The sequence below is a fragment of the Streptomyces sp. NPDC002853 genome (assembly GCF_053591915.1).
On sequence record NZ_JBSFUS010000009.1, the window covers coordinates 85,496 to 108,929 of the forward strand.

A 23,434-nucleotide genomic window follows, 5' to 3' on the forward strand; every position below is an offset into this window, starting at 1 on the left:
ACACAGTCGGGTTCCCTACGATGGCGCGGTGACCAGTACCGCGTCTTCCCCGGACACCCGCCAGGGCCAGGCAGCCGAGGAGCAGCAGCCGTCGTGGCAGCACAGGCTGCGCCGCTTCGGCTATGTGGCGCGGCCCGGCGAGCCCACGGCCGATGTCCGGGCCCGGCTCGTGCCCTCGTACACCGAACCGAGCCCGCGGCTGTGGGCGTCGGTCGGCATGCCGAAGAGCTGGGCCGATCTGCTGGTCCGGTGGTCGGGCTGGATCGGCCCGCTGCTGATCACGCTGGTCGCGGGGCTCACCCGGTTCTGGAATCTCGGCAGCCCGAAGGCCGTGATATTCGACGAGACGTATTACGCCAAGGACGCCTGGGCGCTGATCCACCGGGGCTTCGAGGTCAACTGGCCCGAGAAGGTCAATCCCGATGTCCTGAAGCAGGGATCGGACATCGCGATCCCCACGGACGCCGCGTACGTGGTGCATCCGCCGGTCGGCAAGTACGTCATCGGCATCGGCGAGTGGATCTTCGGCTTCGATCCCTTCGGCTGGCGCTTCATGACGGCGGTGCTCGGCACCCTGTCGGTCCTGATGCTGTGCCGGATCGGGCGGCGGCTCTTCCGCTCGGCGTTCCTGGGCTGTCTGGCGGGCGGGCTGCTCGCGGTGGACGGGCTGCACTTCGTGATGAGCCGCACCGCGCTGCTCGACCAGGTCCTGATGTTCTTCGTCCTCGCCGCGTTCGGCTGTTTCCTGATCGACCGGGACAAGGCGCGCGCGAAACTCGCGGCCGGTCTTCCGGCCGACGAGGACGGGCGGGTCCGCCCGGACGCGTACGTCGCCGAGACGCTGCGCCTGGGGTGGCGTCCGTGGCGCTGGGCGGCCGGTCTCTGTCTGGGGCTCGCCTTCGGCACCAAGTGGAACGGCCTGTACATCATGGTCTTCTTCTGCTTGATGACCGTCCTGTGGGACGTGGGCGCCCGCCGCGTCGCGGGAGCCGAGCGTCCCTACCGCGCCGTCCTGAGGCGGGACGTGTTCCCGGCGTTCGTCTCGACGGTGCCGGTCGCGATCGGCGTGTACGTCCTGTCCTGGCTCGGCTGGATCCTCTCCCCGACCGACGGCACGGGCGGCTACTACCGCAACTGGGCGGCGACGGACGGCAAGGGCGGCTCCTGGACGTTCCTGCCTGACTGGCTGCGCAGCCTGTGGCACTACGAACACGCGGTCTACGACTTCCACGTGGGGCTCTCCTCGCCGCACACCTACCAGTCGAACCCGTGGAGCTGGATCGTCGACGGCCGCCCCGTCTCGTACTTCTACGAGTCGCCGCTGCCCGGCAAGGACGGCTGCCCCTCCGGCACCGCGGAGAAGTGTGCCCGCGAGGTGCTCGCGCTCGGCACGCCGATGCTGTGGTGGGCGGGGGCGTTCGCGCTGCTCTACGTGCTGTGGCGGTGGGTGTTCCGCAGGGACTGGCGGGCGGGCGCGATCATGTGCGGGATCGCGGCGGGGTATCTGCCGTGGTTCATGTACCAGGAGCGGACGATCTTCTTCTTCTACGCCGTCGTCTTCGTGCCGTTCCTGTGCCTGGCCGTGGCGATGATGATCGGCGCGATCCTCGGCCCGCCCGGGTCGAGCGAGCGGCGGCGGGTCGTGGGCGCCGCGGCGTCGGGCGTCCTGGTGCTGCTCATCCTGTGGAACTTCATCTGGTTCTGGCCCATTTACACCGGCCAGGCCATTCCGATCGATTCCTGGCGGGCCCGGATGCTCCTGGACACGTGGGTCTAGACATCTGACTGTAGTGGGCACCTAGGACACCTTCGGATAACAGCTCCCTCGTTCTTCACCTCCTCCGCCTAAGGTTCGGTTCGCACCACCCTTCCGGACAAACATTCGGGAGGGCTCCTGGGGAGGGGGCGCGGAATGCGCAAAGGGGTAAAGGTCACTTTGGTGGGTGGCGTGTTCGCCGTCATGGTCGGGGGCGCGGGGTACGGCGCGTACAACTTGGTGAACGGCGTGACCGGGGGCGGCGGTTCATCGGCGTCGGGACCCGAGACCGTGAAGACGGGGCCGCCGACGAGCGGCGAGGTCGGCGAGACGACGCAGAAGTTCTTCGCCGCGTGGGCCAAGGGCGACGCCAGGCAGGCCTCGTCGTACACGAACAACGCGGAAGCGGCCTCGACGCTGTTGACCGGCTACCGCGACGACGCCCACCTGACGAAGGTGCGGCTCACGCCGGGCAAGGCCACCGGCGCGACCGTGCCGTTCTCGGTCGAGGCCACGGTGTCGTACAAGGGGAAGACCAAGCCCCTCGCGTACGACTCCGAACTGACCGTCGTCCGGGGCGAGACCACGGGGCGCGCGCTCGTCGACTGGGACCCCGCGGTCGTCCACCCGGACCTGAAGAGGGACGACACCCTGGAGACCGGTGAGGCCGCCGCGCCGCCCATCCAGGCCGTCGACCGGCACGGCACGGTCCTGGACAAGAAGGACTACCCCTCGCTCGGCCCGGTCCTCGACCAGTTGCGCGCGAAGTACGGCGACAAGGCGGGCGGGACGCCGGGCGTCGAGCTCTACGTCCGGCACGCGGACGAGAACGCGGGCACCGAGACGCTGCTCACGCTCGCCAAGGGCAAGCCGGGGCACCTGAAGACGACGCTGAGCGCGCCCGCGCAGCGCGCCGCCGAGAAGGCGGTGACCCGGCACGCGGACTCCTCCGTGGTCGCCGTGCAGCCGAGCTCCGGCGAGGTCCTTGCGGTGGCCAACAACCGGAAGGACGAGTTCAACGCGGCCTTCGAGGGCAAGATGGCCCCCGGCTCGACGATGAAGATCGTCTCAGCGGCGATGCTCATCGACAAGGGCGTGACGAAGGCGAGCGGCCCCGCGCCCTGCCCGGACACCGCGACCTGGCAGAGCAACACCATCCACAACCTTCCCGGTCTCGCCCCGAACGAGAACGCGACCCTGGCGGACAGCTTCGCGCGCTCGTGCAACACCGCGTTCGTGAAGCTGGTCGACGAGGACGGCGTCACGGACGCCTCCCTCACCGAGGAGGCGCGGAACGGCTTCGGCCTCGGCCTCGACTGGCAGGTGGGCGTCCGGACGGTGGACGGCTCGGTCCCGGCGTCCCCCGGCCCCGATCGCGCGCAGAACATGATCGGCCAGGGCCAGGTGCAGCTGAACCCGCTCAACATGGCCTCGGTCACGGCGACCGCGATGACGGGGGCCTTCCGGCAGCCGGTGATCGTGGACCCGTCGCTGGACGGCCGGGAGCTGGCCACGGCACGCGGCCTGCCCGCCTCCACCGTCCAGCAGCTGCGCCAGATGATGAACGCCACGGCGGTCAGCGGCACCGGCGCCCGCGCCATGTCCGGGCTGGGCGGCGGCATCGGCGCGAAGACGGGATCGGCGGAGGTTGCGGGCCAGGAGAAGCCCAACAGCTGGTTCGCCGGTTACCGCGGTGACGCGGCGGCCGCGGCCGTGGTGGAGCGGGGCGGGCACGGCGGCGACGCGGCCGGCCCTATCGTGGCGGCGGTGCTTGCCGCAGGCAGTTGAGGTGATTGGTAGGGGGCTTCATGAAAGCCCCCTAGTGTGGGGCCTTCCGGTGCAGAGCCTGGGGGTTCTGTGATCTGGGATCTGCGGAGGGTCAGTGGGTAAGCGAGGGCGCGCCAGCGAGCGCAAGGGCATCAGGAACATCACGGGCACATCGGGCGCCAGGAGCGCCAAGGTGCACCCTGGTGTGCTCGGCGGTGCCGCCGCCGTGGTCGTGTGCGGCGTGGGCATCGCCGCGTACAGCCTGATCGGCGGCTCGTCCGGCGACGGACCGACGGTCGACGAGAAGCCGGTGGCCGCGGGCCCGCCGACGGCCGACGAGGTGCGGGCCACCACGCGGGACTTCCTCGCCGCGTGGGAGAAGGGCGACGTCACGGGGGCCGCGGCGCTCACGGACGACCGGGCGACGGCGAAGACCGCCCTCACCGCGTACGCCAAGGACTCCCACCTCACGAAGGTGAAGCTGACGCCGGGCAAGCGCGCGGGCGCGAAGGTGCCGTTCTCGGTCACCTCCACGGTCTCGTACGAGGGACAGAGCAAGCCCTTCGCGTACGAGTCCGAGCTGACCGTCGTACGAAGAAAGCACGACGGCAGGACGCTGGTCGGCTGGCAGCCCTCCGTCGTGCACCCGGACCTGAAGGACGGCGACCGCCTGGTCACCGGTGAGGCCGGGGACCCGCCGATCAAGGCCGTGGACCGGGACGGCGGCGAGCTGACCAAGGCGAAGTACCCCTCCCTCGGCACGGTGCTGGACAGCCTGCGCGAGAAGTTCGGCGACAAGGCCGGCGGCAAGGCGGGCGTGGAGCTGCGGGTCGTGCGCAAGGACAGCGCGAAGGCCGCCGAGAAGTCGGCGACGACGAAGGACGACGCGAAAGCGACGCCCGACAAGACGCTCCTGACACTCTCCCCCGGCACCCCCGGCACCCTGAAGACGACCTTCGACGCCAAGCTGCAGGCGGCGGCGGAGAAGGAGACGGGCAAGCGCAAGCAGGCCTCGGTGGTCCTGGTGAAGCCGAGCACGGGCGAGATCCTCGCGGCGGCCAACTCGAACCCGACCGGCTTCAACATCGCCTTCCAGGGCTCGCTGGCCCCCGGCTCGACGATGAAGGTCGTCACGTCGTCCCTGCTCCTGGAGAAGAAGCTCGCGGGCGTCGACAAGAAGCACCCGTGCCCGAAGTACGTGACGTACGGCGGCTGGAAGTTCCAGAACGACGACAAGTTCCAGATCAAGGACGGCACGTTCCGCGCGAGCTTCGCCCGGTCCTGCAACACGGCCTTCATCAGCCAGGCCAAGAAGCTGCAGAACGACTCCCTGACCAAGCAGGCGCAGGAGGTCTTCGGCCTCGGCCGCGACAACTGGTCGATCGGCGCCCCCTCCTTCGACGGGGCGATCCCGGTGCAGAGCGACGCGCAGATGGGCGCCTCGCTGATCGGCCAGGGCGGAGTGCGCATGAGCCCGCTGAACATGGCGTCGGTGGCGGCCACGGTGAAGTCCGGCACGTTCAAGCAGCCGTATCTGGTCTCCCCGGACGTCGACAAGCGGACGCTGGCGACGGCGCCCCGCACGATGTCGGGCGCGACCGCTTCGGCGCTGCGGGACCTGATGCACTACACGGCGGTGGCGGGTACGGCGGTCAAGCCGATGTCGGGCCTCGGCTCCGACATGGGCGCGAAGACCGGCTCCGCGGAGGTCGACGGCCAGAAAAAGCCCAACGGCTGGTTCACGGCGTACCGAGGTGACCTGGCCGCGGGAGCGGTGGTGCAGGAGGGTGGCCACGGCGGCGACTCGGCGGGTCCGCTGGTGCGGGCGATGTTCCTGGCGGCGAAGTAGTCGGTCGCGCTCGGCGGGACCGGTTGTCCGTCATCCGGATACCTGGTCGCGTGCCCGGTACACGGACCGCTAGCGTGCCGGGCATGAGCGCTACAGATTCCCCGGCCCACCCCCGTTTCGCCGCGGCCCTCGTCGAGCTCGGCCTCGCCGGTCTTGTCGGCGAGGTCCGCCGCTTCCCGGAGGCGACGCGCACCGCCCAGGAGGCCGCGGCGGCCATCGGCTGCGAGCTGAGCCAGATCTGCAAGTCCCTGATCTTCGCGGCGGACGGCGTCCCGGTCCTGGTCCTGATGGACGGTGCCTCGCGGGTGGACCTGGAGCTCGTGCGGTGGGAGCTGTGCGCGGCGAAGGTGACGCGCGCGAAGGCGGACGTCGTCCGGGAGACCACGGGGTACGCGATCGGCGGCGTACCGCCCTTCGGCCACGCGACGAAGACGCGGGTCCTCGCGGACCGCTCGCTGCTCGACCACGACGTGGTGTGGGCGGCGGCGGGCACTCCGTACGCGGTCTTCCCGATGGCGCCCAAGGACCTGATCCGGCACGCGAACGGCACCCTGGTGGACGTGCGCGAGTCCACCAAGTGACGCCGCTGGTCGCGTCGGCGGTCCTCCTTGCCGCCGTGACGCACGCGAGCTGGAACGCGATCGCGCACCACATCACCGACAAGCTGGTCGGCTTCACCCTGATCTCCGGCGGCGGGCTGCTGATCGGCCTGCTCATAGCCCCGTTCGCGGCGATACCGGCGGCGGGTGCCTGGCCGTACCTGGTGCTTTCCGCGGTGATCCACATCGGCTACTACGCCCTGCTGATGAAGTCGTTCAAGCTCGGCGACTTCGGCCAGGCGTACCCGATCGCCCGGGGCACGGCTCCCCTGGTGGTCACCGTCCTGGCCGCGGTCTTCGCGGGCGAGATCCCCGACGGCTGGCAGGCGGCGGGCGTCGCGGTCTCCTGCGCGGGTCTGACGGGCCTCGCCCTGTGGGGCATCCGCGGTTCGGGCCGGCGCCCCGACTGGGCGGCGATCGGCGCGGCGCTCGCCACGGGCGTCTCGATCGCGGCGTACACGGTGGTGGACGGCCTCGGCGTCCGCGCCTCCGGCTCCTCCATGGGCTACATCGCGTGGCTGATGATCCTGGAGGGATGCGCCATTCCCCTGTACGCGGCGTACCGCTGGCGCGGGGCTTTCGTGGCCCGGCTGCGGCCGTTCGCGGCGGTGGGCCTGCTGGGCGCGGCCCTCTCCGTGGCCGCGTACGGCCTGGTCCTGTGGGCCCAGACGAAGGCGGAACTTGCCCCCATCTCGGCACTCCGGGAGTCCTCGATCATCGTGGGCGCGGCGATAGGCGCGGTCTTCTTCAAGGAGAAGTTCGGGGCGCCGAGGCTGGTGGCGGCGGGGTTGATGGTGGCGGGGATCGGGTTGATGCTGCACGCGGGGTGACTGGTGGTTCCGGCCGGCCCCGCAGGGACCGCCCTTACAACAGCCCCCGCAGGGCCCGCACAAGCCCCTGAGCCCGCGGGTCCGCCGTGACCCCCTTGTTCATCCCATTGGTCACGTATCCGAAGGCCACCCCCGACTCCGGATCGGCGAAGCCCAGCGCGCCGCCGCGGCCGGGGTGGCCGAACGAGCCGGGGCCGAGCAGCGGTGACGCGCCGCCGTGCAGCATGTAGCCGAGGCCGAAGCGGGTTTTGACGATCAGGACGCGGTCAGGGCCCGAGGATGCCTCGGCGCGGGCCAGTTCGACCGTGGACGGCGTGAACAGGCGCGGGGCGCCGTCCACTTCGCCGATGAGCGAGGCGTAGAAGCGGGCCAACCCACCCGCTGTGGCGACCCCGTTGGACGCGGGAAGAGAAGCCGCCCGGTAAGCGGGATCGTTCTCGTCCGGCTCCGGAGTGATCGTGGCGAACGCTCGCCGGGTCAGCGAGGCGGCGTCCGCGTAAGCCTCCGCCACGTCCCGCTTGGGCCGCACCTTGAGACCGCCCGGAGCCGAGGCCGCCTCGATCCGCCCCAGCCGCCCGACTCGGCCCGCCTCCGCCGACGGAAGCCCTACCCACAGCTCAAGGCCCAGCGGCCCGGCCATCTCCGCGGACACGAACTCCCCGAGGGACCGCCCCGTCACCCGCCGCACCAGCTCACCGGTGAGCCAGCCGTAGGTGTGCGCGTGATAGCCGTGGTCCTCGCCCGGCTCCCAGAACGGGGCCTGCGCCGCGACCGCCTCAGCGGCGAGATCGGGATCGAACGCCTCCGCGGGCGTCAACGGCCGGTCGAGCGCGGGGACGCCCGCCCGGTGCGCGAGGACGTGCCGGACCAGGACCCGCTCCTTGCCGTGTGCCTTGAACTCCGGCCAGTACGAGCTGACGGGCGCGTCCAGGTCCAGCTCACCGCGCTGGTGGAGGAGGAGCACGACGGCGGCGGCCACGCCCTTGGTCGCCGAGCGGACGATCTGCGCGGTGCCGGGCTCCCAGGGCTCGGTCCCGTCGACATCCTTCGTGCCGCCCCACAGGTCCACGACCTTGCGCCCGTCGCGGTACACGGCGACGGCGGCTCCCCGCTCGCCGAGGGCGGTGAAGTTGCGGGCGAAAGCTTCCCGGACCGGTCCGTATCCCTCGGCCACGGTCCCGTGCACATCAACGTCCATGACAGACCCAACAGCCCCCCGCCGCCATGGATTCCCTACCCGTCCACCTTCACCGTCTTCGGATCGAAGCCGAACGGCAGCTCAAGGCGGTGCGCGCCCATCAGGTCCTCGTCGGCGAGCAGCTCGCCCGTCGGGCCGTCGGCGGCGATCACGCCTTCGCTCAGGATCAGGGCCCGGGGGCACAGTTCGAGGGCGTACGGCAGGTCGTGCGTGACCATCAGGACCGTGACGTCCAACGAGCGGAGGATGTCGGCCAGTTCGCGGCGCGACGCGGGGTCCAGGTTCGAGGACGGTTCGTCGAGGACCAGGATCTCCGGTTCCATCGCGAGGACCGTGGCCACCGCGACGCGCCTGCGCTGCCCGAAGGAGAGGTGGTGCGGCGGGCGGTCCGCGAACTCCGCCATTCCCACCTGGGAGAGGGCCTTGTGGACCCTGGCCTCCAGCTCCGGGCCGCGCATCCCTGCCGCCGCCGGGCCGAACGCCACGTCCTCGCGCACCGTCGGCATGAAGAGCTGGTCGTCGGGGTCCTGGAAGACGATGCCGACCCGGCGCCTGATCTCCGCCATGTGCTTCCTGCCGACGGGGAGGCCCGCGACGGTGACCGTGCCGGCGCCGCCCGTCAGGATGCCGTTCAGGTGCAGGACGAGCGTCGTCTTGCCCGCGCCGTTCGGGCCGAGCAGCGCGACCCGCTCGCCCCGGCCGATGCTCATGTCGACGCCGAAGAGCGCCTGGTGCCCGTCGGGGTAGGCGAAGGCCAGTCCGGCCACTTCGAGCGAGGGTGCGGCAGTCACAGGGTCCATCCCAGCAGGCAGACGACAAGAGCGGCGCCCGGCAGGGCGAAGGCGTAGGTCCACTGTGCACGCGAGGCGGTGGCCTCGTCGATCACCGGCATCGAACCCGCGTACCCCCGGCTGACCATGGCCAGATGCACCCGCTCACCCCTCTCGTACGAGCGGATGAAGAGCGCCCCGGCGGACTTCGCGAGGACGCCCCACTGCTTCACGCCCCGCGCCTCGAAGCCGCGCGACTCGCGCGCGATCTTCATGCGGCGCATCTCGTCCGTGATCACGTCGCCGTACCGGATCATGAACGAGGCGATCTGGACGAGCAGTGGCGGCAGTTTCAGGCGCTGGAGGCCGAGGAGCAGCGAGCGCAGTTCGGTGGTGGAGGCGAGCAGCACGGATGCCGCGACGCCGAGCGTGCCCTTGGCCAGGACGTTCCAGGCGCCCCAGAGGCCGTTCACGCTCAGGGACATGCCGAGTACGTCGACCCGTTCGCCCTCCGCCACGAACGGCATGAGCACCGCGAACGCCACGAACGGGACCTCGATGAGCAGCCGCTTCAGGAGGAAGGGGAGCGGGACGCGGGAGGCGTACGCCACCACGCCGATGAGCAGGGCGTACAGGCCGAACGCCCACATCGCCTCGCGCGGCGTGGAGACCACGACGAGCACGAAGCAGAAGACCGCCGCCAGTTTGGTGTGCGGGGGCAGGGTGTGGACGGGTGAGTGGCCGTGCCGGTAGAGCCGGTGGGCGTGGCCCGCGCCCATGTCAGGCGTTCTCGGAGAGGGAGGCCGTGGACGCCGGGTCCGTGTCCGTCGTACGACGGCGGCGCAGCGCCCAGAAGACCGCCGAGCCCGCGACGACGGTGACGCCGACGCCGATCACGCCCGCGAGGCCGCCGGAGAGGCGGGAGTCGGTGATGTCCTTGACGCCGTAGTCGGCGAGGGGGGAGTCCGAGGTGGCGTGCTCCTCGGCCTTCTTGTCGATGCCCTTGTCGGCGGCGACCTTCTCCAGGCCGTCGGGGTTCGCGGAGGCGTAGAAGCTGACGAAGCCCGCGAGCACGAGGGAGGTGACCAGGCCGGCGATCCATACCTTGCGGTGGGACCGGGCGGCGGCGACCGGCACGGGCTCCTCCGCGGGGGCGTCGACCAGTTCGCCGCCGACGCGCAGCTTGAGCTTCTGGGTCAGGCCGCGGGCGCCGTACACGAGGTCGGGGCGTACGGCGATGACGGCTCCGACGGTGAGCGCGGTGATGGCCGCCTCGCCGATGCCGATCAGGACGTGCACGCCGACCATGGCCGTGGCGACCTTGCCGATGGAGACGTCGGTGGTGCCGCCGAGCGCGTAGAGGAAGGTGAAGGCGACCGCGGCGGCGGGCACCGAGAGCAGCGCGGCGACGAAGGAGGACACGGTGATGGAGCGGCGGCTGCGCGGGAGCACCTTCACCAGGCCGCGGAAGGTGAGATAGGCCACGACGGTCGTGACGACGGCCATGTCCGTGATGTTCACGCCGAGCGCGGTCAGGCCGCCGTCGGCGAAGAGGACGCCCTGCATGAGGAGGACGACGGACACGCACAGGACCCCCGTGTAGGGGCCGACGAGTATCGCGGCGAGCGCCCCGCCGAGCAGATGTCCGCTGGTCCCGGCGGCGACGGGGAAGTTCAGCATCTGCACCGCGAAGATGAACGCGGCCACGAGCCCGGCGAGCGGCGCCGTCCGTTCGTCCAGCTCTCTCCGTGCGCCGCGGAGGCTGACGGCGATCGCTCCGGCGGCGATGACCCCGGTGGCGGCGGAGACGGGTGCGTTGATGAAACCGTCGGGGACATGCATGCGCGCGCTCCTGGGCAGGACAGGAAGAGGAAGGCAGAGCGGATCGCTCGTGAACCGTTCAATGATAGTGCTCTGTTGCGAACGGTTTGCAAGAGCGGTGACTACCCAGTTATCCCGGTCACACCTGGAGCAGGAATCGGAATATATGGGACATTAGAGGGCAGAAAGCGCGTGATGGTGAGCGTGATGGTGAGGAGTTCGGCGATGTCCGCAGTAGAGCAGTTCGCACGTGCCCACGTCGTCACGGACTCCCCTGACGACCAGCTCGCCGTCCCCGCCGTCCTGCGGTACGACCCGGAGGCCGACCCGCTCTCGGTGCGGATCGGCCTCCCTGGTTCACCCGAGGGTTCCCACGAGTGGACCTTCGCCAGGCAGCTGCTCGAACAGGGCCTGCGGGCCCCGGCCACCAGCGGCGACGTACACATCTGGCCCTGTGGACGGGTCCAGACGGTGATGGAGTTCCACTCGGCGCACGGGGTGGCGGTCGTGCAGTTCGACGCATCGGCGCTGATCCGCTTCCTGCGCCGCACCTACGCGACCGCCCCCGTGCCTCACTGACGCATCAGACGCGTTCCAGCTCCCGGCCTTCGTCGCTCCGGCCGACGCCCGCCTCGTCGGCGGCCCGCAGCGCCTCGCCCTCGACATCCACGTTCGGCAGCGCGCGGTCCAGCCACCTCGGCAGCCACCACGCCTTCTTGCCGAGCAGCGCGAGGACCGCGGGGACCAGTGCCATGCGCACGATGAACGCGTCGAAGAAGACGGCGATCGCGAGGCCGAAGCCGATCATCTTGACCATCTGCTCGGACGAACCGATGAAGCCCGCGAAGACCGCGATCATGATGACCGCCGCTGCCGAGACCACCCGCGCCCCGTGTCGGAAGCCGGTCACGATCGCCTGGCCGGGCCGCTCCCCGTGGACGTACGCCTCTCGCATGCGCGTCACGAGGAACACCTCGTAGTCCATCGCGAGGCCGAAGACGACGCCCACCATGAAGATCGGCATCATGCTCATGATCGGGCCGGTCTGCTCGACGCCGAAGAGCGAGCCGAGCCACCCCCACTGGAAGACCGCGACGACCGCGCCCAGGGCCGCGAGGACCGAGAGCAGGAAGCCGAGGGCCGCCTTGAGCGGGACCAGGATGGAGCGGAAGACGACGATCAGGAGGAGGAAGGCGAGGCCGACGACGAGCGCCAGGTAGGGCAGCAGGGCGTCGTTCAGCTTCTCGGAGACGTCGATGTTCATGGCCGTCGAGCCGGTGACCATGACGCTCGCGCCGGTGTCGGACTTGATGTCGGCGCCCGCGTCACGGATGGCGTGCACGAGGTTCTCGGTCTCGATGCCGCTCGGCTTGGACGCCGGGACGACGCTGATGATCGCCGTGTCGCCCGCCTTGTTGATCATCGGCGGGGCGACCGAGAGGACGTCGTCCAGTTTCGAGATCGTCTTGGTGATCTCACCTGCGGCGGCCTTCGGGTCGTCGGAACCCTTGAGGTCGGCGACCGTCATCAGCGGGCCGTTGAAACCGGGCCCGAATCCGTCGGAGACCAGGTCGTACGCCTTGCGCTGGGTCGTGGACGTCGGCTGCGAACCGTCGTCCGGGAGGCCCAGTTCGAGCGAGGACACGGGCAGCGCGGCGGCGCCGAGACCGATGACGCCGATCAGCAGGACGGTGAGCGGACGGCGGACGACGAAGCGCGCCCAGCGCGTGCCGAGGTTGTCCTTCGGCTTGGCGTCCGCGGCGGATTCGGCCTTCTTCCTGCCACCGCCGAGCACCTTGCTCTTCTCGCCCGTGGGCTTGACCTTCTTGCCCGCGTAACCGAGCAGCGCCGGGATCAGGGTGAGCGCGATGAGCACGGCGATGACCACCGTGCCGGCCGCCGCGAAGCCCATCTTGGTGAGCATCGGGATGTTCACCACGGCGAGGCCGACCAGGGCGATGACCACCGTGAGCCCGGCGAAGACCACGGCCGAACCGGCCGTCCCCACGGCGCGGCCCGCCGCCTCCTCGCGGTCCCGCCCGTCGGCGAGTTCACCGCGGTAGCGGGAGACGATGAAGAGCGCGTAGTCGATGCCGACCGCGAGGCCGATCATCATGGCGAGCGTGGAGGTCGTCGTCCCCAGGTCGAGCGCGCTGGCGAGCGCGGTGATCGAGGAGACACCGATGCCGACGCCGATCAGCGCGGTGAGCAGCGGAAGACCCGCCGCGATCAGCGAGCCGAAGGTGATGACGAGGACGACGGCCGCGACCGCGATGCCGATGATCTCGGTGGCCCCGGTCTCGGGCATCGCCTGCAGCGCGTCACCGCCGACCTCGACCGTGAGCCCGGACTCCCGCGCCTGGTCGGTCGTCTTCTCCAGCGCGTCACGGCTGTCTTCGGTCAGCTCCATCGAGGTGACCTTGTACGAGACCGACGCGTACGCCGTGGAGCCGTCCTTGCTGACCGTCTTGGTCCGGAAGGGGCTGTCCGCCCGCGCGACCTCGTCCGAACCGGACTTGAGGGCGGCGACGGTCTTCTCGATCTCGGCCTTGTTGCCCGCGTCGGTGACCTTCTCGCCGTCGGGCGCCTTGAAGACGACCCGGGCGCTCGCACCGTCGGCACTGGCTTCGGGCACACGCTCTTCGAGCAGGTCGAAGGCCTTCTGGGCCTCCGTACCGGGAATGGAGAAGGAGCTGGAGGCGGCGGTGGGCGCGGACGCGGCGCCGACTCCGGCGAGCGTCAGGAGCGCCACCCATATCAGGGCGACGAAGTGCCGTCGCCTGAAGGCGAGTCGGCCCAGTTTGTAGAGGAAAGTGGCCACGGGGGCGTACTCCCGGTCAGGTCGTGGTGTCTACAGGGCAGGGGGGATCAGCCCGACGACGTGAGCGGTCGCGTCAGGTGGAGGAGAGGGTCCGGTGCGGGTCTTGGTCAGACGCCGAGAGCGGGGAGGATCACGGCGTCGATGTAGGAACGGAGGAACTCACGGTCGACCGTGCGGTCCTCGATCAGGTCACGGGCGACGAAGCCGCCGACCATCATGTGGACGACGTAACCCAACGCGGGGTTGTCCGGGGACACTTCGCCGCGGTCCACGGCCCTGCGCAGCAGTGCGTTCAGGCCGGTGATCTCCGGCTCGATGAGCAACTGCCGCAGTGCGTTGTGGAGTTCGGGATTGCCGTGGATGACGTGGAACAGGCTCCGCATCAGCGCGGCGTCCCGCTCCATCTGACAGTCGTCCGAACGGTTCGCCGTCTCCAGCAGGTCGCCGCGGAGCGACCCGGTGTCGATGTCCTCGATGGACACCGGCTTGTTGTGCCGCAGCGCCTTGGCGATCAGCTCGGGCTTGCTCCCCCACTGGCGGTAGAGGGTGGCCTTGCTGGATTTCGTGCGGGCCGCGATGGCGTCCATGGTGAGCGCCTCGTACCCGACTTCGCGGAGCAGGTCGAGCGTGGCCGCGTAGAGCTCGGCCTCGCGCTCGGGTGTGATCCGGCTGCGCCGCACCGTTGCCGCCTCAGCCATGACCCCTCCGCTCCTGATCGAAACCGTTCCGTACGTCATGACTGTACCCGCGGCCTTAACGAAACGAAACAGTTTCGTACGTGTGCTGCATCACGCGGCGCCCCGCGCCTGTTTGATCCCATGTACGAGTTGCCGGGCCCTGCGCCCCGGAAAAGCATGGTGAAGTGACCGACGCGCGCGATGAAGCCCATGCTGACCACGCCTACCTGCGATTTCCGCACCTCAGCGGCGACCGTCTCTGTTTCGCGGCCGAGGACGATCTCTGGGTGGCGCCGCTGAGCCCGGACGGCGCACCCGCGGGCCGGGCCTGGCGGGTGACCGTCGACCGCACCAAGGTGAGCCATCCGCGCTTCTCGCCGGACGGCCGCCACATCGCGTTCACGACATGGCGCAGTCTCGACCCGGAGATCCATCTGGCCCCCGTCGACGGCGGCCCGGCCCGGCGGCTCACCTACTGGGGGAGCACGGACACCCGGGTCTGCGGCTGGTCCCCCGACGGCGACATCCTCGCCGTCTCCTCGCACAATCAGCCCTTCTCGTACTTCTGCTGGGCCTACAGCGTGCCGACCGACGGATCGCCCGGCGGCAAGCTGCCCTGGGGCCCGGTGTACGACATCGCGGTCAACGACATCGAGGGCGAGCGCAAGACGCTCCTCCTGACCGGGAAGCCGCCGCACGAGCCCGCCGCCTGGAAGCGCTACCGGGGCGGGGCGACGGGCCGCCTGTGGCTGCACGGCGACCAGCTCCTGCCCGACCTCGACGGGCACCTGGACTCCCCGATGTTCGTGGACGGCAGGATCGCCTTCCTCTCCGACCACGAGGGCGTCGGCAACCTCTACTCCTGCCTGCCGGACGGCTCCGACCTGCGACGGCACACCGATCACGACGCGTTCTACGCCCGGCACGCGTCCAGCGACGGCGCCCGCGTCGTCTATCAGTGCGCGGGCGACGTCTGGCTGGTGGACGACCTGTCCCCCGGCACCGCGCCGCGCCGCCTCGACGTACGCCTGGGCGGGCCGCGTGCCGGACGGCGGATCTATCAGGTGCCGGCCGCGCAGCACGTCGACTCGCTCTCCGTGGACACGACGGGCCGGGCCAGCGCCGTCGTCGTACGCGGCAGCCTGTACTGGCTCACGCACCGGGACGGGCCCGCCCGCACCATCACGGACACCCCGGGCGTGCGCGTCCGGCTCCCGGAGATGCTCGGCAAGGGCGGGCAGGTCGCCTACGTCACCGACGCGGAGGGGGAGGACGCCGTCGAGATCGCCTATCTGCCGCGCGCCAGCGGCGACCGCGCGCCGCGCAGGCTCGCGCAAGGGCAGCTCGGCCGGGTCCTCGAACTGCTCTCCGACCCCGAGGGCGAACGCCTCGCCATCGCGTCGAACGACGGGCGGCTCCTCCTGATCGACGCGTCCGAGGAGTCCGAGGGCGAGGTGACGGAGCTGATCCGCTCCGACAACGGCCCGGTGCGGGACCTGGCCTTCTCCCCGGACGGGGCATGGCTGACCTGGTCACATCCGGGCGTCGGCCGCTCCCTGCGGCAGATCAAGATGGCCCGCATCGAGGGTCCCGGCTGCCGCATCATCGTCGACGTCACCAACGGCCGCTTCGAGGACGAGAACCCGGTCTTCACCAGCGACGGCCGCTATCTCGCCTTCCTGTCCTGGCGCGGCTTCGACCCGGTCTACGACGTGCACACCGGTGACCTGTCCTTCCCCCTCGGCTGCCGCCCCTACCTGGTCCCCCTGTCGTCGGCGACCCCCTCGCCCTTCGCCCTCTCCCCCGACGGCCGCCCGGCGGCGGGCGGGCTCGACCCGGCCGACGGCCTCTCACCGGCCGGCTCCGCCATCGTGGAGGTGGAGGGCCTGGAGAGCAGGGTGACGCCGTTCCCCGTATCGGCGTCGAAGTACTCGGCCCTCTCCCCCGTCAGCGGCGGCGGCCTCGTGTGGATGCGCTGGCCGATCTCGGGCGCCCTCGGCGAGACCTTCGCCAACCCGTCGGACACCTCCGGGCGCCCCACCCTGGAGTACTTCAACATCACCAAGGGCAAGAAGTCCGAACTGGTCGACCACCTCGACTGGTTCGCGCTCAGCGGTGACGGTTCGCGGCTCGTGGTGGTCGACGAGGGTGACCTGCGCGCCGTGCCCTCCACGGAGACCGGCGACAGCGACACGACCGTCTGGATCGACCTGCGCCGCATCCTGCACGAGGTCGACCCGGCGGCCGAGTGGCGCCAGTCCTACGACGAGGCGGGCCGTCTGATCCGGGCCTACTTCTGGGAACCCCACATGTGCGGCATCGACTGGCCCGCGATCCTGGACCAGTACCGGCCGCTGGTGGAACGGGTCGCGTCCCCCGACGAGTTCGCGGACCTGCTCCGCGAGGTCCTCGGCGAGCTGGGCACCTCGCACGCGTACGTCTCCGCGGCCCGCCGCAACGAAGGCCCGCCGCACTACCAGCGGGCGATGGGCCTGCTCGGCGCCAACCTGGTCTGCCGGGACGGCAGTTGGATGATCAAGCGCATCCTGCCCGGCGACTCGTCCGACTCCAAGGCGCGCTCGCCGCTCGCGGGCGCCGGCATCCGCGAGGGCGCGATCCTCACGCACATCGACGGCCGCCCGGTGGACCCGGTGACGGGCCCCTTCCCGCTGCTCGCGGCCGCGGGCGGCACGACGGTGGAGCTGACGTTCCGGCCTGCGGAGGGAGAGGGCAGGTCGAGGAGGGTGGCGATCGTCCCCCTCATCAACGAACGCCCCCTGCGCTACCAGGACTGGGTGGCCAAACGCCGTGACGTCGTAAGGGAGTTGAGCGGGGGCAAGTGCGGCTATCTGCACATCCCCGACATGGGCGGCTCCGGATGGGCGCAGTTCAACCGCGACCTGCGCCTGGAGGTCTCCCGCCCGGCCCTGATCGTGGACGTGCGCGGCAACGCGGGCGGGCACATCAGCGAGCTGGTGGTGGAGAAGCTGACGCGCAAGATCCTGGGCTGGGACCTGACACGGAACGCCCAGCCGGTGTCGTACGCGTCGAACGCGCCCCGGGGCCCCGTGGTGGCCCTGGCCGACGAGGCGACGTCGTCCGACGGCGACATGATCACGTCGGCCTTCAAGCTGCTCGGCCTCGGGCCGGTGGTGGGCCAGCGCACGTGGGGCGGTGTGGTGGGCATGACCGGGCGGCACGTGCTCGGTGACGGGACGGTCATCACGGTGCCGATGAACGCGGGGTGGTTCGACGAGTACGGCTGGTCCGTGGAGAACCATGGCGTGGCCCCCGACCTGGAGGTCCTGCGCACGCCCCTGGACTGGGCGGAGGGGCGGCACGCGCAGCTGGACGACGCCGTGGGGGTGGCGCTCGACCTCCTGGAACGGCAGCCCGCGGTGACGCCGCCCGACCTCGACGACGTGCCGGACCGGCGGCGTCCGGAGCTGCCGCCGCGGAGCTAGCGGCGCCCCCTGCGGGACGGCGACTACGGCCCGTCATTGATCGAAATGCGAGGTATGTCACCTCATGTAAGTCTGGTCGAGGCCCCTCCAACCTCACCCTCTAGGAGTGAACAAGCATGGGCATCAAGGACCAGTTCCAGGACAAGGCCAACGACCTCGCCGGCAAGGCGAAGGGCGCGATGGGCGACAAGAAGGACGAGGCGAGCGAGCGCGCCTCGCAGGGCCGGGACGAGGCGAGCGAGCGCAGCTCGCAGCGCCAGGACGATGCCCAGGAGGCCGCGCAGGAGCAGCGCGACAAGTTCAACCGGGACTACGACGCCTGACGCCGCGCCGAGTTTGACCAGATGAGGCCCCCCGGGACGCCGGGGGGCCTCATCGTCGCGGCATCAACTACCGCCCGGTACGCGCCTGTTCGTCGGCGGAGCCCCCCGCGCCCACCAGCCCCGTGGAGACCGAGCTCAGCCGGGGTTCGAACCGCCGCATCTCGCGCTGGCCGACCGTGCCGATGAGCGCCGGCAGGTAACCCCGGATGCCCTGCATCCCCCGCAGCCACCACTGCGCGTACACATGGCTCGACCGCCGCTCGATGCCGGCGACGATCCGGTCGACGGCCGGACCAAGGGGATACGTCTTGTTGGACGGCCACGGCAGGCGCTGCCGCAGCTCCCGCATGACGTCGTTCTCGTCCGCGCCCCGCACCATGTCCGTGTCCGTCCAGGACAGGTAACCGACGCCCACCTTCACGCCCTTGTAGCCGACCTCGGCCCGCAGACAGTGCGCGTACGCCTCGACGCCCGACTTCGACGCGCAGTACGCCGTCATCATCGGCGCCGGAGTGATCGCCGCAAGCGAGGCGATCTGCAGGAGATAGCCCCGGCTCTCCATCAGGACCGGCAGGAACGCCCGCCCCGTCACCGCGCTGCCGATGAGGTTGACCTCGATCACCCGCCGCCACGCCTCGGGGTCCGACTCGACGAAGGGCCCGCCGTTGGCGACGCCCGCGTTGGCGACGACGATGTCGACCTTCCCGAACCGCTCCTTGACCTCCTGGGCGACCCGGGCCATCGCGGCATGGTCCGTGACGTCCGCGTGCCAGGCCTCGGCCTCGGTGTGCAGCCGCCCGGCCACCTGCTTCAACTCGTCCGGCTCCAGACCGACGAGCGCGATCTTCGCGCCACGCGCCGACAGCTTGCGCGCGAGCAGCTCCCCCACGCCGCGCGCCGCCCCGGTGACGACCGCGACCTGACCCTCAAGGCTGACCTTGCTCATGCGCTGCTCCCTTCGAGCCCCTGAACCTGAACCTGCTGACCGGCCGCTCCCGCGTACCTCTTCACGAGCTCCCTGACCTTCGCCGTGACCGCTTCCGGCGCCTCGACCGGCGTCATGTGACCGATCCCCGGCAGCTCGGTGAGGCCGAGGGAGTCCGGCAGCATCCCGGCCAGGCGCCGCGCATGCGTGACGGGAGTCATCCGGTCGGCCGTACCGGCGATGACCGCGGTCGGCACCTCCAACTCCAGTACACCCGCGTCGAGTGCGATCTCGTCGAGCACGTGCGACCAGCGGTAGCGCACCACCCGCGGGCACCCGTGCACGATCCGCGCGCACACGTCGACCCGGTCGGGCGCCGAACCGGGGCCCATCGTGGCGTACTTGAGGACACGCCTGGCCATCGGCGTCACCGGCCCCAGCGGCGCCTTCGCCCCGAGGACCGACCGCGTGAGCCGGGTCCGCACCCGCCCCGCCCGCATCGGCACCACCAGCGACTCGGCGACGAGCCGCGCACTGCCCGTGCTGCACAGCAGCACCGCCGCCGCGTGCTCCCGGAACCCGGGCCGCGTACTCGCGGCCATGATCGTCATGCCGCCCATGGAGTGCCCGGCGACCACGGCCTGCTCCCCCGGCTCCAGCGTCGCCGCGAGCACGGCTTCGAGGTCGTCGGCGAGTGCGGTGGTGCTGTACCCCTCCACCCCGTCCGGCGCGACACTGCGACCGTGTCCCCGCTGGTCGTACGCGATCACCCGGTGGTCGACCGCGAGGTCACGTATCTGCGCCGCCCAGAAGGCGGTCGAGCAGGTCCACCCGTGCGCGAACACCACCGCGGGCGCGCCGTCGGGTCCGTGCACCTCGGCGTGCAGCCGCGCGCCGTCCGCCGACACGACGGTCAGCTCCCGCGCGGCAGCGGGCGGCGCGAACGGCCCGCTCGTCACATGCGTCAGCCTGCTCATGCTCCTGCCTCGACCTTCTTCGCCTTACGGGACTTCGGCGGCGCCGCTTCCGGACTCACCTTGGGCGGCCGCACCACCTCGTACTCGGCGAGATCGACCCGCCGGGTGGCGGCGCGGAACTCGCTCGTCGTGCCCGGCCAGATCGTCGTGTTCACGCCGTTCTCGTCGAGGTACCAGCTGTTGCAGCCGCCGGTGTTCCACACGGTGCGCTTCATGCGCTCCTGCACCTTGTCGTTCCAGGCGTCCACGGCGCCGGTGCGCACGGCGAGCGCGGCCCGGCCGCCCAGCACGTCCAACTGCCGCATGTAGTCGGCGAGATAGTTCAGCTGGGACTCGATCATCAGGATCATCGAGGAGTTGCCGAGGCCGGTGTTCGGGCCGATGACCGTCATGAAGTTCGGGAAGCCCGCGGCGGTCGCGCCGCGCAGGGACTTCATGCCGTCCTTCCAGGACTCCATCATCGTCCCGCCGTCGGCGCCCACCACCCGGTCGGCGATCGGCATGTCCGTGACGTGGAAGCCCGTGCCGAAGATGATCGCGTCGACCTCGGTCTCGGTGCCGTCCGCGGCGACGACGGTGTTGCCGCGCACCTCGCTGAGCCCGCTGGCCACGACGTCCACATTGGGCTGCGCGAGCGCCGGGTAGTAGGTGTTGGACAGCAGGATGCGCTTGCAGCCGATGCGGTACGAGGGTGTCAGCTTGGCCCGAAGCGCCGGGTCCTTGATGGCCCTGGAGATGTTCCGCTTGGCGAGCTGCTCGACCGCACCGAGCTCGTTCGGCCGCTTGGTGAACGCCTGGACCTGCAACTCCCGTATGCCCCACAGGATTCCGCGCCGGGCCTGCGTGGTGAACGGCAACTGGCGGTGCACCCACCGCTCGGCCTTGCTGATCGCGCGGTCCATGCGCGGCATCACCCAGGGCGGGGTGCGCTGGAAGAGGGTCAGCTTGCCGACCTCGCGCTGGATGGCGGGCACGATCTGGATGGCGGAGGCACCGGTGCCGATCATCGCGACGCGCTTGCCGCGCAGGTCGTAGTCGTGGTCCCAGCGCGCGGAGTGGAAGACCTTGCCCTCGAAGGTGTCGAGGCCGGGGATGTCCGGGAGCTTGGGGTCGGAGAGCGGCCCGGTGGCGGAGACGACGACATCGGCGGTGAGGGTGCCGTTGCTGGTCTCGACCTCCCACCACAGCTTCTCCGCGTCCCAGCGCATCTCGAGCACCTCGGTGTCGAGGCGGATGTGCGAGCGCAGCCGGAAGGTGTCCGCGACCTGCTCCAGGTACTCCCTGATGCGCTCCTGGCCGGAGAAGGTGCGCGGCCAGTCGGGGTTGGGCGCGAACGAGAACGAGTACAGGTGCGAGGGCACGTCGCACGCGCAGCCCGGATAGCTGTTGTCCCGCCAGGTGCCACCGACGGCGTCGGCCCGCTCCAGGACGACGAAGTCGGTGATGCCCTCGCGGCGCAGCCGGACCGCGGCACCGAGCCCGCCGAATCCCGAACCGATCACCGCCACCCGCACGTGTTCGTGTGCGCGACCACTCTCGGGCCCGCCCTCGCGCCCCTGTTCGCGCTTCTGCTGGCGCTCGTCCTCGGCCATGCCGCCGCCTCCCGAACTGCATCACGACTCTGCCAGTGACCACTGGCGCAATTGGGAGAGTAGAACACCTGCCTACTGATGGGTAGGGGTCCGGCGACTTGAGTTACCGCCGGTAGATCTCGACCGAACGCACACGCGATCCGGCAGCACATAGGCTGCTGCCGTGGCAGAGACACGCGAGTACCGCATGGAGGAGCTGGCCAAGGCGGCCGGCATCACGGTGCGCACCGTGCGCTTCTACCGGGAGCGCGGCCTGATCCCGCCGCCCCGCCGCGAGGGCCGCATCGCCTGGTACGACGACCACCACCTGGCCAGACTCCGCACGATCGCCGCCCTCCTGGACCGCGGCCACACCCTGAACGGCATCGCGGAACTCGCGGAAGCCTTCGAGAACGGCCGCGACGTCGGCGAACTCCTCGGCATCGGCGAATCCACCGAGGAGACCCCGGTCCGCCTCACCCCCGAGGAACTGGCCGACCGCTTCGCGGGCGAGGTCACCCCCGAGAACCTCGCCGCGGCCCTTGACCTCGGCTACCTCGGCACGGACGGCGAGGAGATCGTCCACGTGAGCCGCCGCCTCCTGGACGTCTCGTCGACCTTGGTCCGCGAGGGCATCCCGCTGGCCGCGGTCCTGGAGGCGGGCCAGCGCGTGCGCGAACACGCGGACGCACTGGCCGAGTTGTTCGTCACGGTCATCCGCACGCACACCCCCGCCGAGGCGGGCGACGTCAGCATCGAGCGTCTGCGCCCGCTGGCCAAGAGCGTGGTGGAGGCGGAGCTGTCGATGGCGCTGGACCGCCGCATGGCGTCGGACAAATAGCCCGTCCGGCGTTCGAGGACGAACTCGGCGAAGCCGGTGATGACGGTACGCACGAGCCGGCGGAGCCGGAATTTCCGGGAAGGGGCGGGATCGGGGAAAGAACCGCCGGAGACAAGACCTCAGCCCCCTCCCGCGTGCACCCGAACGAGCCCCCTACCTCGGCAGGAACCACCGCGCCTTGTAGATCCCGCCACCGACCAACTCATACTCCCCCCGCGGCCGATGGACACTCACCTTCGTCGTCCACCAGGTCTCCTCGAGACCGCCCTCCGGCACGGTGGAGATGACCTGCCCCGTACGCGGATCATTGCCGACGCCCTTCACCGACTTCCGGGAAATCTCCTCGGCCCCCGCGAAGTCCTGCACGAAGGCCTTCTCCCGGATGTCGTACTGGAAGACGGACGCGTTGGTCGTCACCCACAGCCGCCCGGGGCGCCCGGCCACCGGGAAGAGGTCATGCCCGCCGGGGGTCCTGCCCGGCGTCCCGACCGGCAGCCCGATCGAGAACCGCCGCGTCAGCGTGGGCCGTGCCCGCGTGCCACCCACGGCGTACGTCACCAACTCATCGTCGCCGATGGCCCACAGCACCTCGCGCCTGCCGTCCCAGTGCAGCCCGTGCGCCCCCTTCAGCTCCGCCTCGGCGAATCGCGAGGCCCGCGGCCCCTGCGACGCCGCGTACAGCCTGACCAGCGCACCCGTGCTGCACGCCACCGCGACATTGCCGTCCGGCAGGATCTCCGCGCTGTGCGGATTGAAGAGATCGTCGCCGGGCCCGATCGCCGTACCCCAATACCGCTTCCCCGACGGGTAGTCGACGACGGCGACGAAGCCGAAGGACGCGGTGGTCAGGACGTACGTACGCTTCTTGTGTCTGCGCACCTTCGACTCGCTCGGATACACGAAGCTGTCGTCGGGCCGCAGATCCTCGTACCCCTCGCGCTCCCGGGGCGAGAACGCCCACCGCACGACGGACGGGTCCTCCTGCGGGTCCCAGACCCTGCGCCTCGGGTCGAGCACGAGGATCTGCTGGGTCGCCTGCTCGGTGAGGAGCACGGGCGGCGTCCGCCGGGGAATCCCGCCGGCGCCTCCGGCACCTCCGCCGTCACCGGCGGCCGCGGCGGGCGACGCGGCCACCATCGGCAGCCCCGCCCCGATCCCCGCGCCCAGAGCCCCGAGCAGCACACCCCGACGAGACGGTCTCGACATACCGGACATGAAGTTACCCCCACACGGCTGACAGTTGAG

Annotated in this window: 19 protein-coding genes; 9 read left to right on the forward strand and 10 right to left on the reverse strand. The window is 70.7% G+C overall.

The annotated features are described in order from the left end of the window. The first annotated feature begins 28 nt into the window (after positions 1–28). The 5 genes from ACWD02_RS25005 to ACWD02_RS25025 all read left to right on the forward strand — a co-directional run bounded on the left by ACWD02_RS25005 (position 29) and on the right by ACWD02_RS25025 (position 6,801). Complete coding sequence (locus ACWD02_RS25005; RefSeq protein ID WP_451214659.1) at positions 29–1,777, forward strand: dolichyl-phosphate-mannose--protein mannosyltransferase; 1,749 nt, start codon at positions 29–31, stop codon at positions 1,775–1,777. A 135-nt stretch (positions 1,778–1,912) separates the two neighbouring features. Further along, entirely contained in the window at positions 1,913–3,544 is a 1,632-nt protein-coding gene (locus ACWD02_RS25010) for a penicillin-binding transpeptidase domain-containing protein (RefSeq protein ID WP_451214660.1), read from the forward strand. Positions 3,545–3,638: 94 nt separating this feature from the next. Next, positions 3,639–5,372 (forward strand): penicillin-binding transpeptidase domain-containing protein, encoded by a 1,734-nt coding sequence (locus ACWD02_RS25015; protein WP_451214661.1) that lies wholly within the window; start codon positions 3,639–3,641, stop codon positions 5,370–5,372. An 83-nt stretch (positions 5,373–5,455) separates the two neighbouring features. Beyond that, positions 5,456–5,953: a YbaK/EbsC family protein gene (locus tag ACWD02_RS25020; RefSeq protein WP_451214662.1), complete on the forward strand. Its 498-nt coding sequence runs from the start codon at positions 5,456–5,458 to the stop codon at positions 5,951–5,953. Next, positions 5,950–6,801 carry an EamA family transporter gene (locus ACWD02_RS25025; protein WP_451214663.1) on the forward strand — a complete coding sequence of 284 codons (852 nt, stop codon included), beginning with the start codon at positions 5,950–5,952 and terminating at the stop codon, positions 6,799–6,801. The genes ACWD02_RS25020 and ACWD02_RS25025 overlap by 4 nt, the downstream gene beginning before the upstream one ends. A gap of 34 nt (positions 6,802–6,835) precedes the next feature. Here the strand turns inward: ACWD02_RS25025 and ACWD02_RS25030 are convergent, their stop codons facing one another. The 4 genes from ACWD02_RS25030 to ACWD02_RS25045 are packed head-to-tail and all read right to left on the reverse strand — an operon-like array spanning position 6,836 to position 10,611. Then, positions 6,836–7,999 (reverse strand): serine hydrolase domain-containing protein, encoded by a 1,164-nt coding sequence (locus ACWD02_RS25030; protein WP_451214664.1) that lies wholly within the window; start codon positions 7,997–7,999, stop codon positions 6,836–6,838. Positions 8,000–8,034: 35 nt separating this feature from the next. Then, positions 8,035–8,799: an energy-coupling factor ABC transporter ATP-binding protein gene (locus ACWD02_RS25035; RefSeq protein WP_451214665.1), complete on the reverse strand. Its 765-nt coding sequence runs from the start codon at positions 8,797–8,799 to the stop codon at positions 8,035–8,037. Next, a complete protein-coding gene (gene cbiQ, locus ACWD02_RS25040) occupies positions 8,787–9,548 on the reverse strand; it encodes a cobalt ECF transporter T component CbiQ (protein ID WP_451214666.1) in 762 nt (253 codons plus the stop codon). The genes ACWD02_RS25035 and cbiQ overlap by 13 nt, the downstream gene beginning before the upstream one ends. A gap of 1 nt (position 9,549) precedes the next feature. Continuing rightward, positions 9,550–10,611, reverse strand: a complete 1,062-nt coding sequence (locus tag ACWD02_RS25045) for an energy-coupling factor ABC transporter permease (RefSeq protein ID WP_451214667.1) — start codon at positions 10,609–10,611, stop codon at positions 9,550–9,552. A 204-nt stretch (positions 10,612–10,815) separates the two neighbouring features. Between ACWD02_RS25045 and ACWD02_RS25050 the strand changes: the two genes are divergently transcribed. Then, on the forward strand, positions 10,816–11,169 hold the full coding sequence (locus ACWD02_RS25050; RefSeq protein ID WP_451214668.1) for an SsgA family sporulation/cell division regulator: 354 nt from the start codon (positions 10,816–10,818) through the stop codon (positions 11,167–11,169). 4 nt (positions 11,170–11,173) lie between these two features. Here the strand turns inward: ACWD02_RS25050 and ACWD02_RS25055 are convergent, their stop codons facing one another. Together ACWD02_RS25055 and ACWD02_RS25060 are read right to left on the reverse strand one after the other, a co-directional pair. After that, on the reverse strand, positions 11,174–13,411 hold the full coding sequence (locus ACWD02_RS25055; RefSeq protein ID WP_451214669.1) for an MMPL family transporter: 2,238 nt from the start codon (positions 13,409–13,411) through the stop codon (positions 11,174–11,176). A gap of 107 nt (positions 13,412–13,518) precedes the next feature. Then, on the reverse strand, positions 13,519–14,091 hold the full coding sequence (locus ACWD02_RS25060; RefSeq protein WP_451214989.1) for a TetR/AcrR family transcriptional regulator: 573 nt from the start codon (positions 14,089–14,091) through the stop codon (positions 13,519–13,521). A 182-nt stretch (positions 14,092–14,273) separates the two neighbouring features. Between ACWD02_RS25060 and ACWD02_RS25065 the strand changes: the two genes are divergently transcribed. Continuing rightward, the gene (locus ACWD02_RS25065; protein WP_451214670.1) at positions 14,274–17,552 is read left to right on the forward strand and encodes a S41 family peptidase; all 3,279 of its coding nucleotides are present in this window, start codon (positions 14,274–14,276) and stop codon (positions 17,550–17,552) included. 116 nt (positions 17,553–17,668) lie between these two features. Beyond that, the gene (locus ACWD02_RS25070; protein ID WP_451214671.1) at positions 17,669–17,875 is read left to right on the forward strand and encodes a hypothetical protein; all 207 of its coding nucleotides are present in this window, start codon (positions 17,669–17,671) and stop codon (positions 17,873–17,875) included. Positions 17,876–17,942: 67 nt separating this feature from the next. On the opposite strand, the gene ACWD02_RS25075 is transcribed toward ACWD02_RS25070, so the two are convergent. Genes ACWD02_RS25075 through ACWD02_RS25085 form a run of 3 tightly spaced genes read right to left on the reverse strand, consistent with a single transcriptional unit; the run spans position 17,943 to position 21,369 of the window. Beyond that, entirely contained in the window at positions 17,943–18,821 is an 879-nt protein-coding gene (locus ACWD02_RS25075) for an SDR family oxidoreductase (protein ID WP_451214672.1), read from the reverse strand. Next, the gene (locus tag ACWD02_RS25080; RefSeq protein WP_451214673.1) at positions 18,818–19,777 is read right to left on the reverse strand and encodes an alpha/beta fold hydrolase; all 960 of its coding nucleotides are present in this window, start codon (positions 19,775–19,777) and stop codon (positions 18,818–18,820) included. The genes ACWD02_RS25075 and ACWD02_RS25080 overlap by 4 nt, the downstream gene beginning before the upstream one ends. Further along, positions 19,774–21,369: a flavin-containing monooxygenase gene (locus tag ACWD02_RS25085; protein WP_451214674.1), complete on the reverse strand. Its 1,596-nt coding sequence runs from the start codon at positions 21,367–21,369 to the stop codon at positions 19,774–19,776. The genes ACWD02_RS25080 and ACWD02_RS25085 overlap by 4 nt, the downstream gene beginning before the upstream one ends. A 163-nt stretch (positions 21,370–21,532) precedes the next feature. On the opposite strand from ACWD02_RS25085, the gene ACWD02_RS25090 reads away from it, so the two are divergent. Further along, on the forward strand, positions 21,533–22,189 hold the full coding sequence (locus tag ACWD02_RS25090) for a MerR family transcriptional regulator (protein ID WP_451214675.1): 657 nt from the start codon (positions 21,533–21,535) through the stop codon (positions 22,187–22,189). 153 nt (positions 22,190–22,342) lie between these two features. Here ACWD02_RS25090 and ACWD02_RS25095 read toward each other — a convergent pair whose 3' ends face one another. Then, positions 22,343–23,395: a DUF6528 family protein gene (locus ACWD02_RS25095; protein ID WP_451214676.1), complete on the reverse strand. Its 1,053-nt coding sequence runs from the start codon at positions 23,393–23,395 to the stop codon at positions 22,343–22,345. Positions 23,396–23,434: the final 39 nt, after the last annotated feature.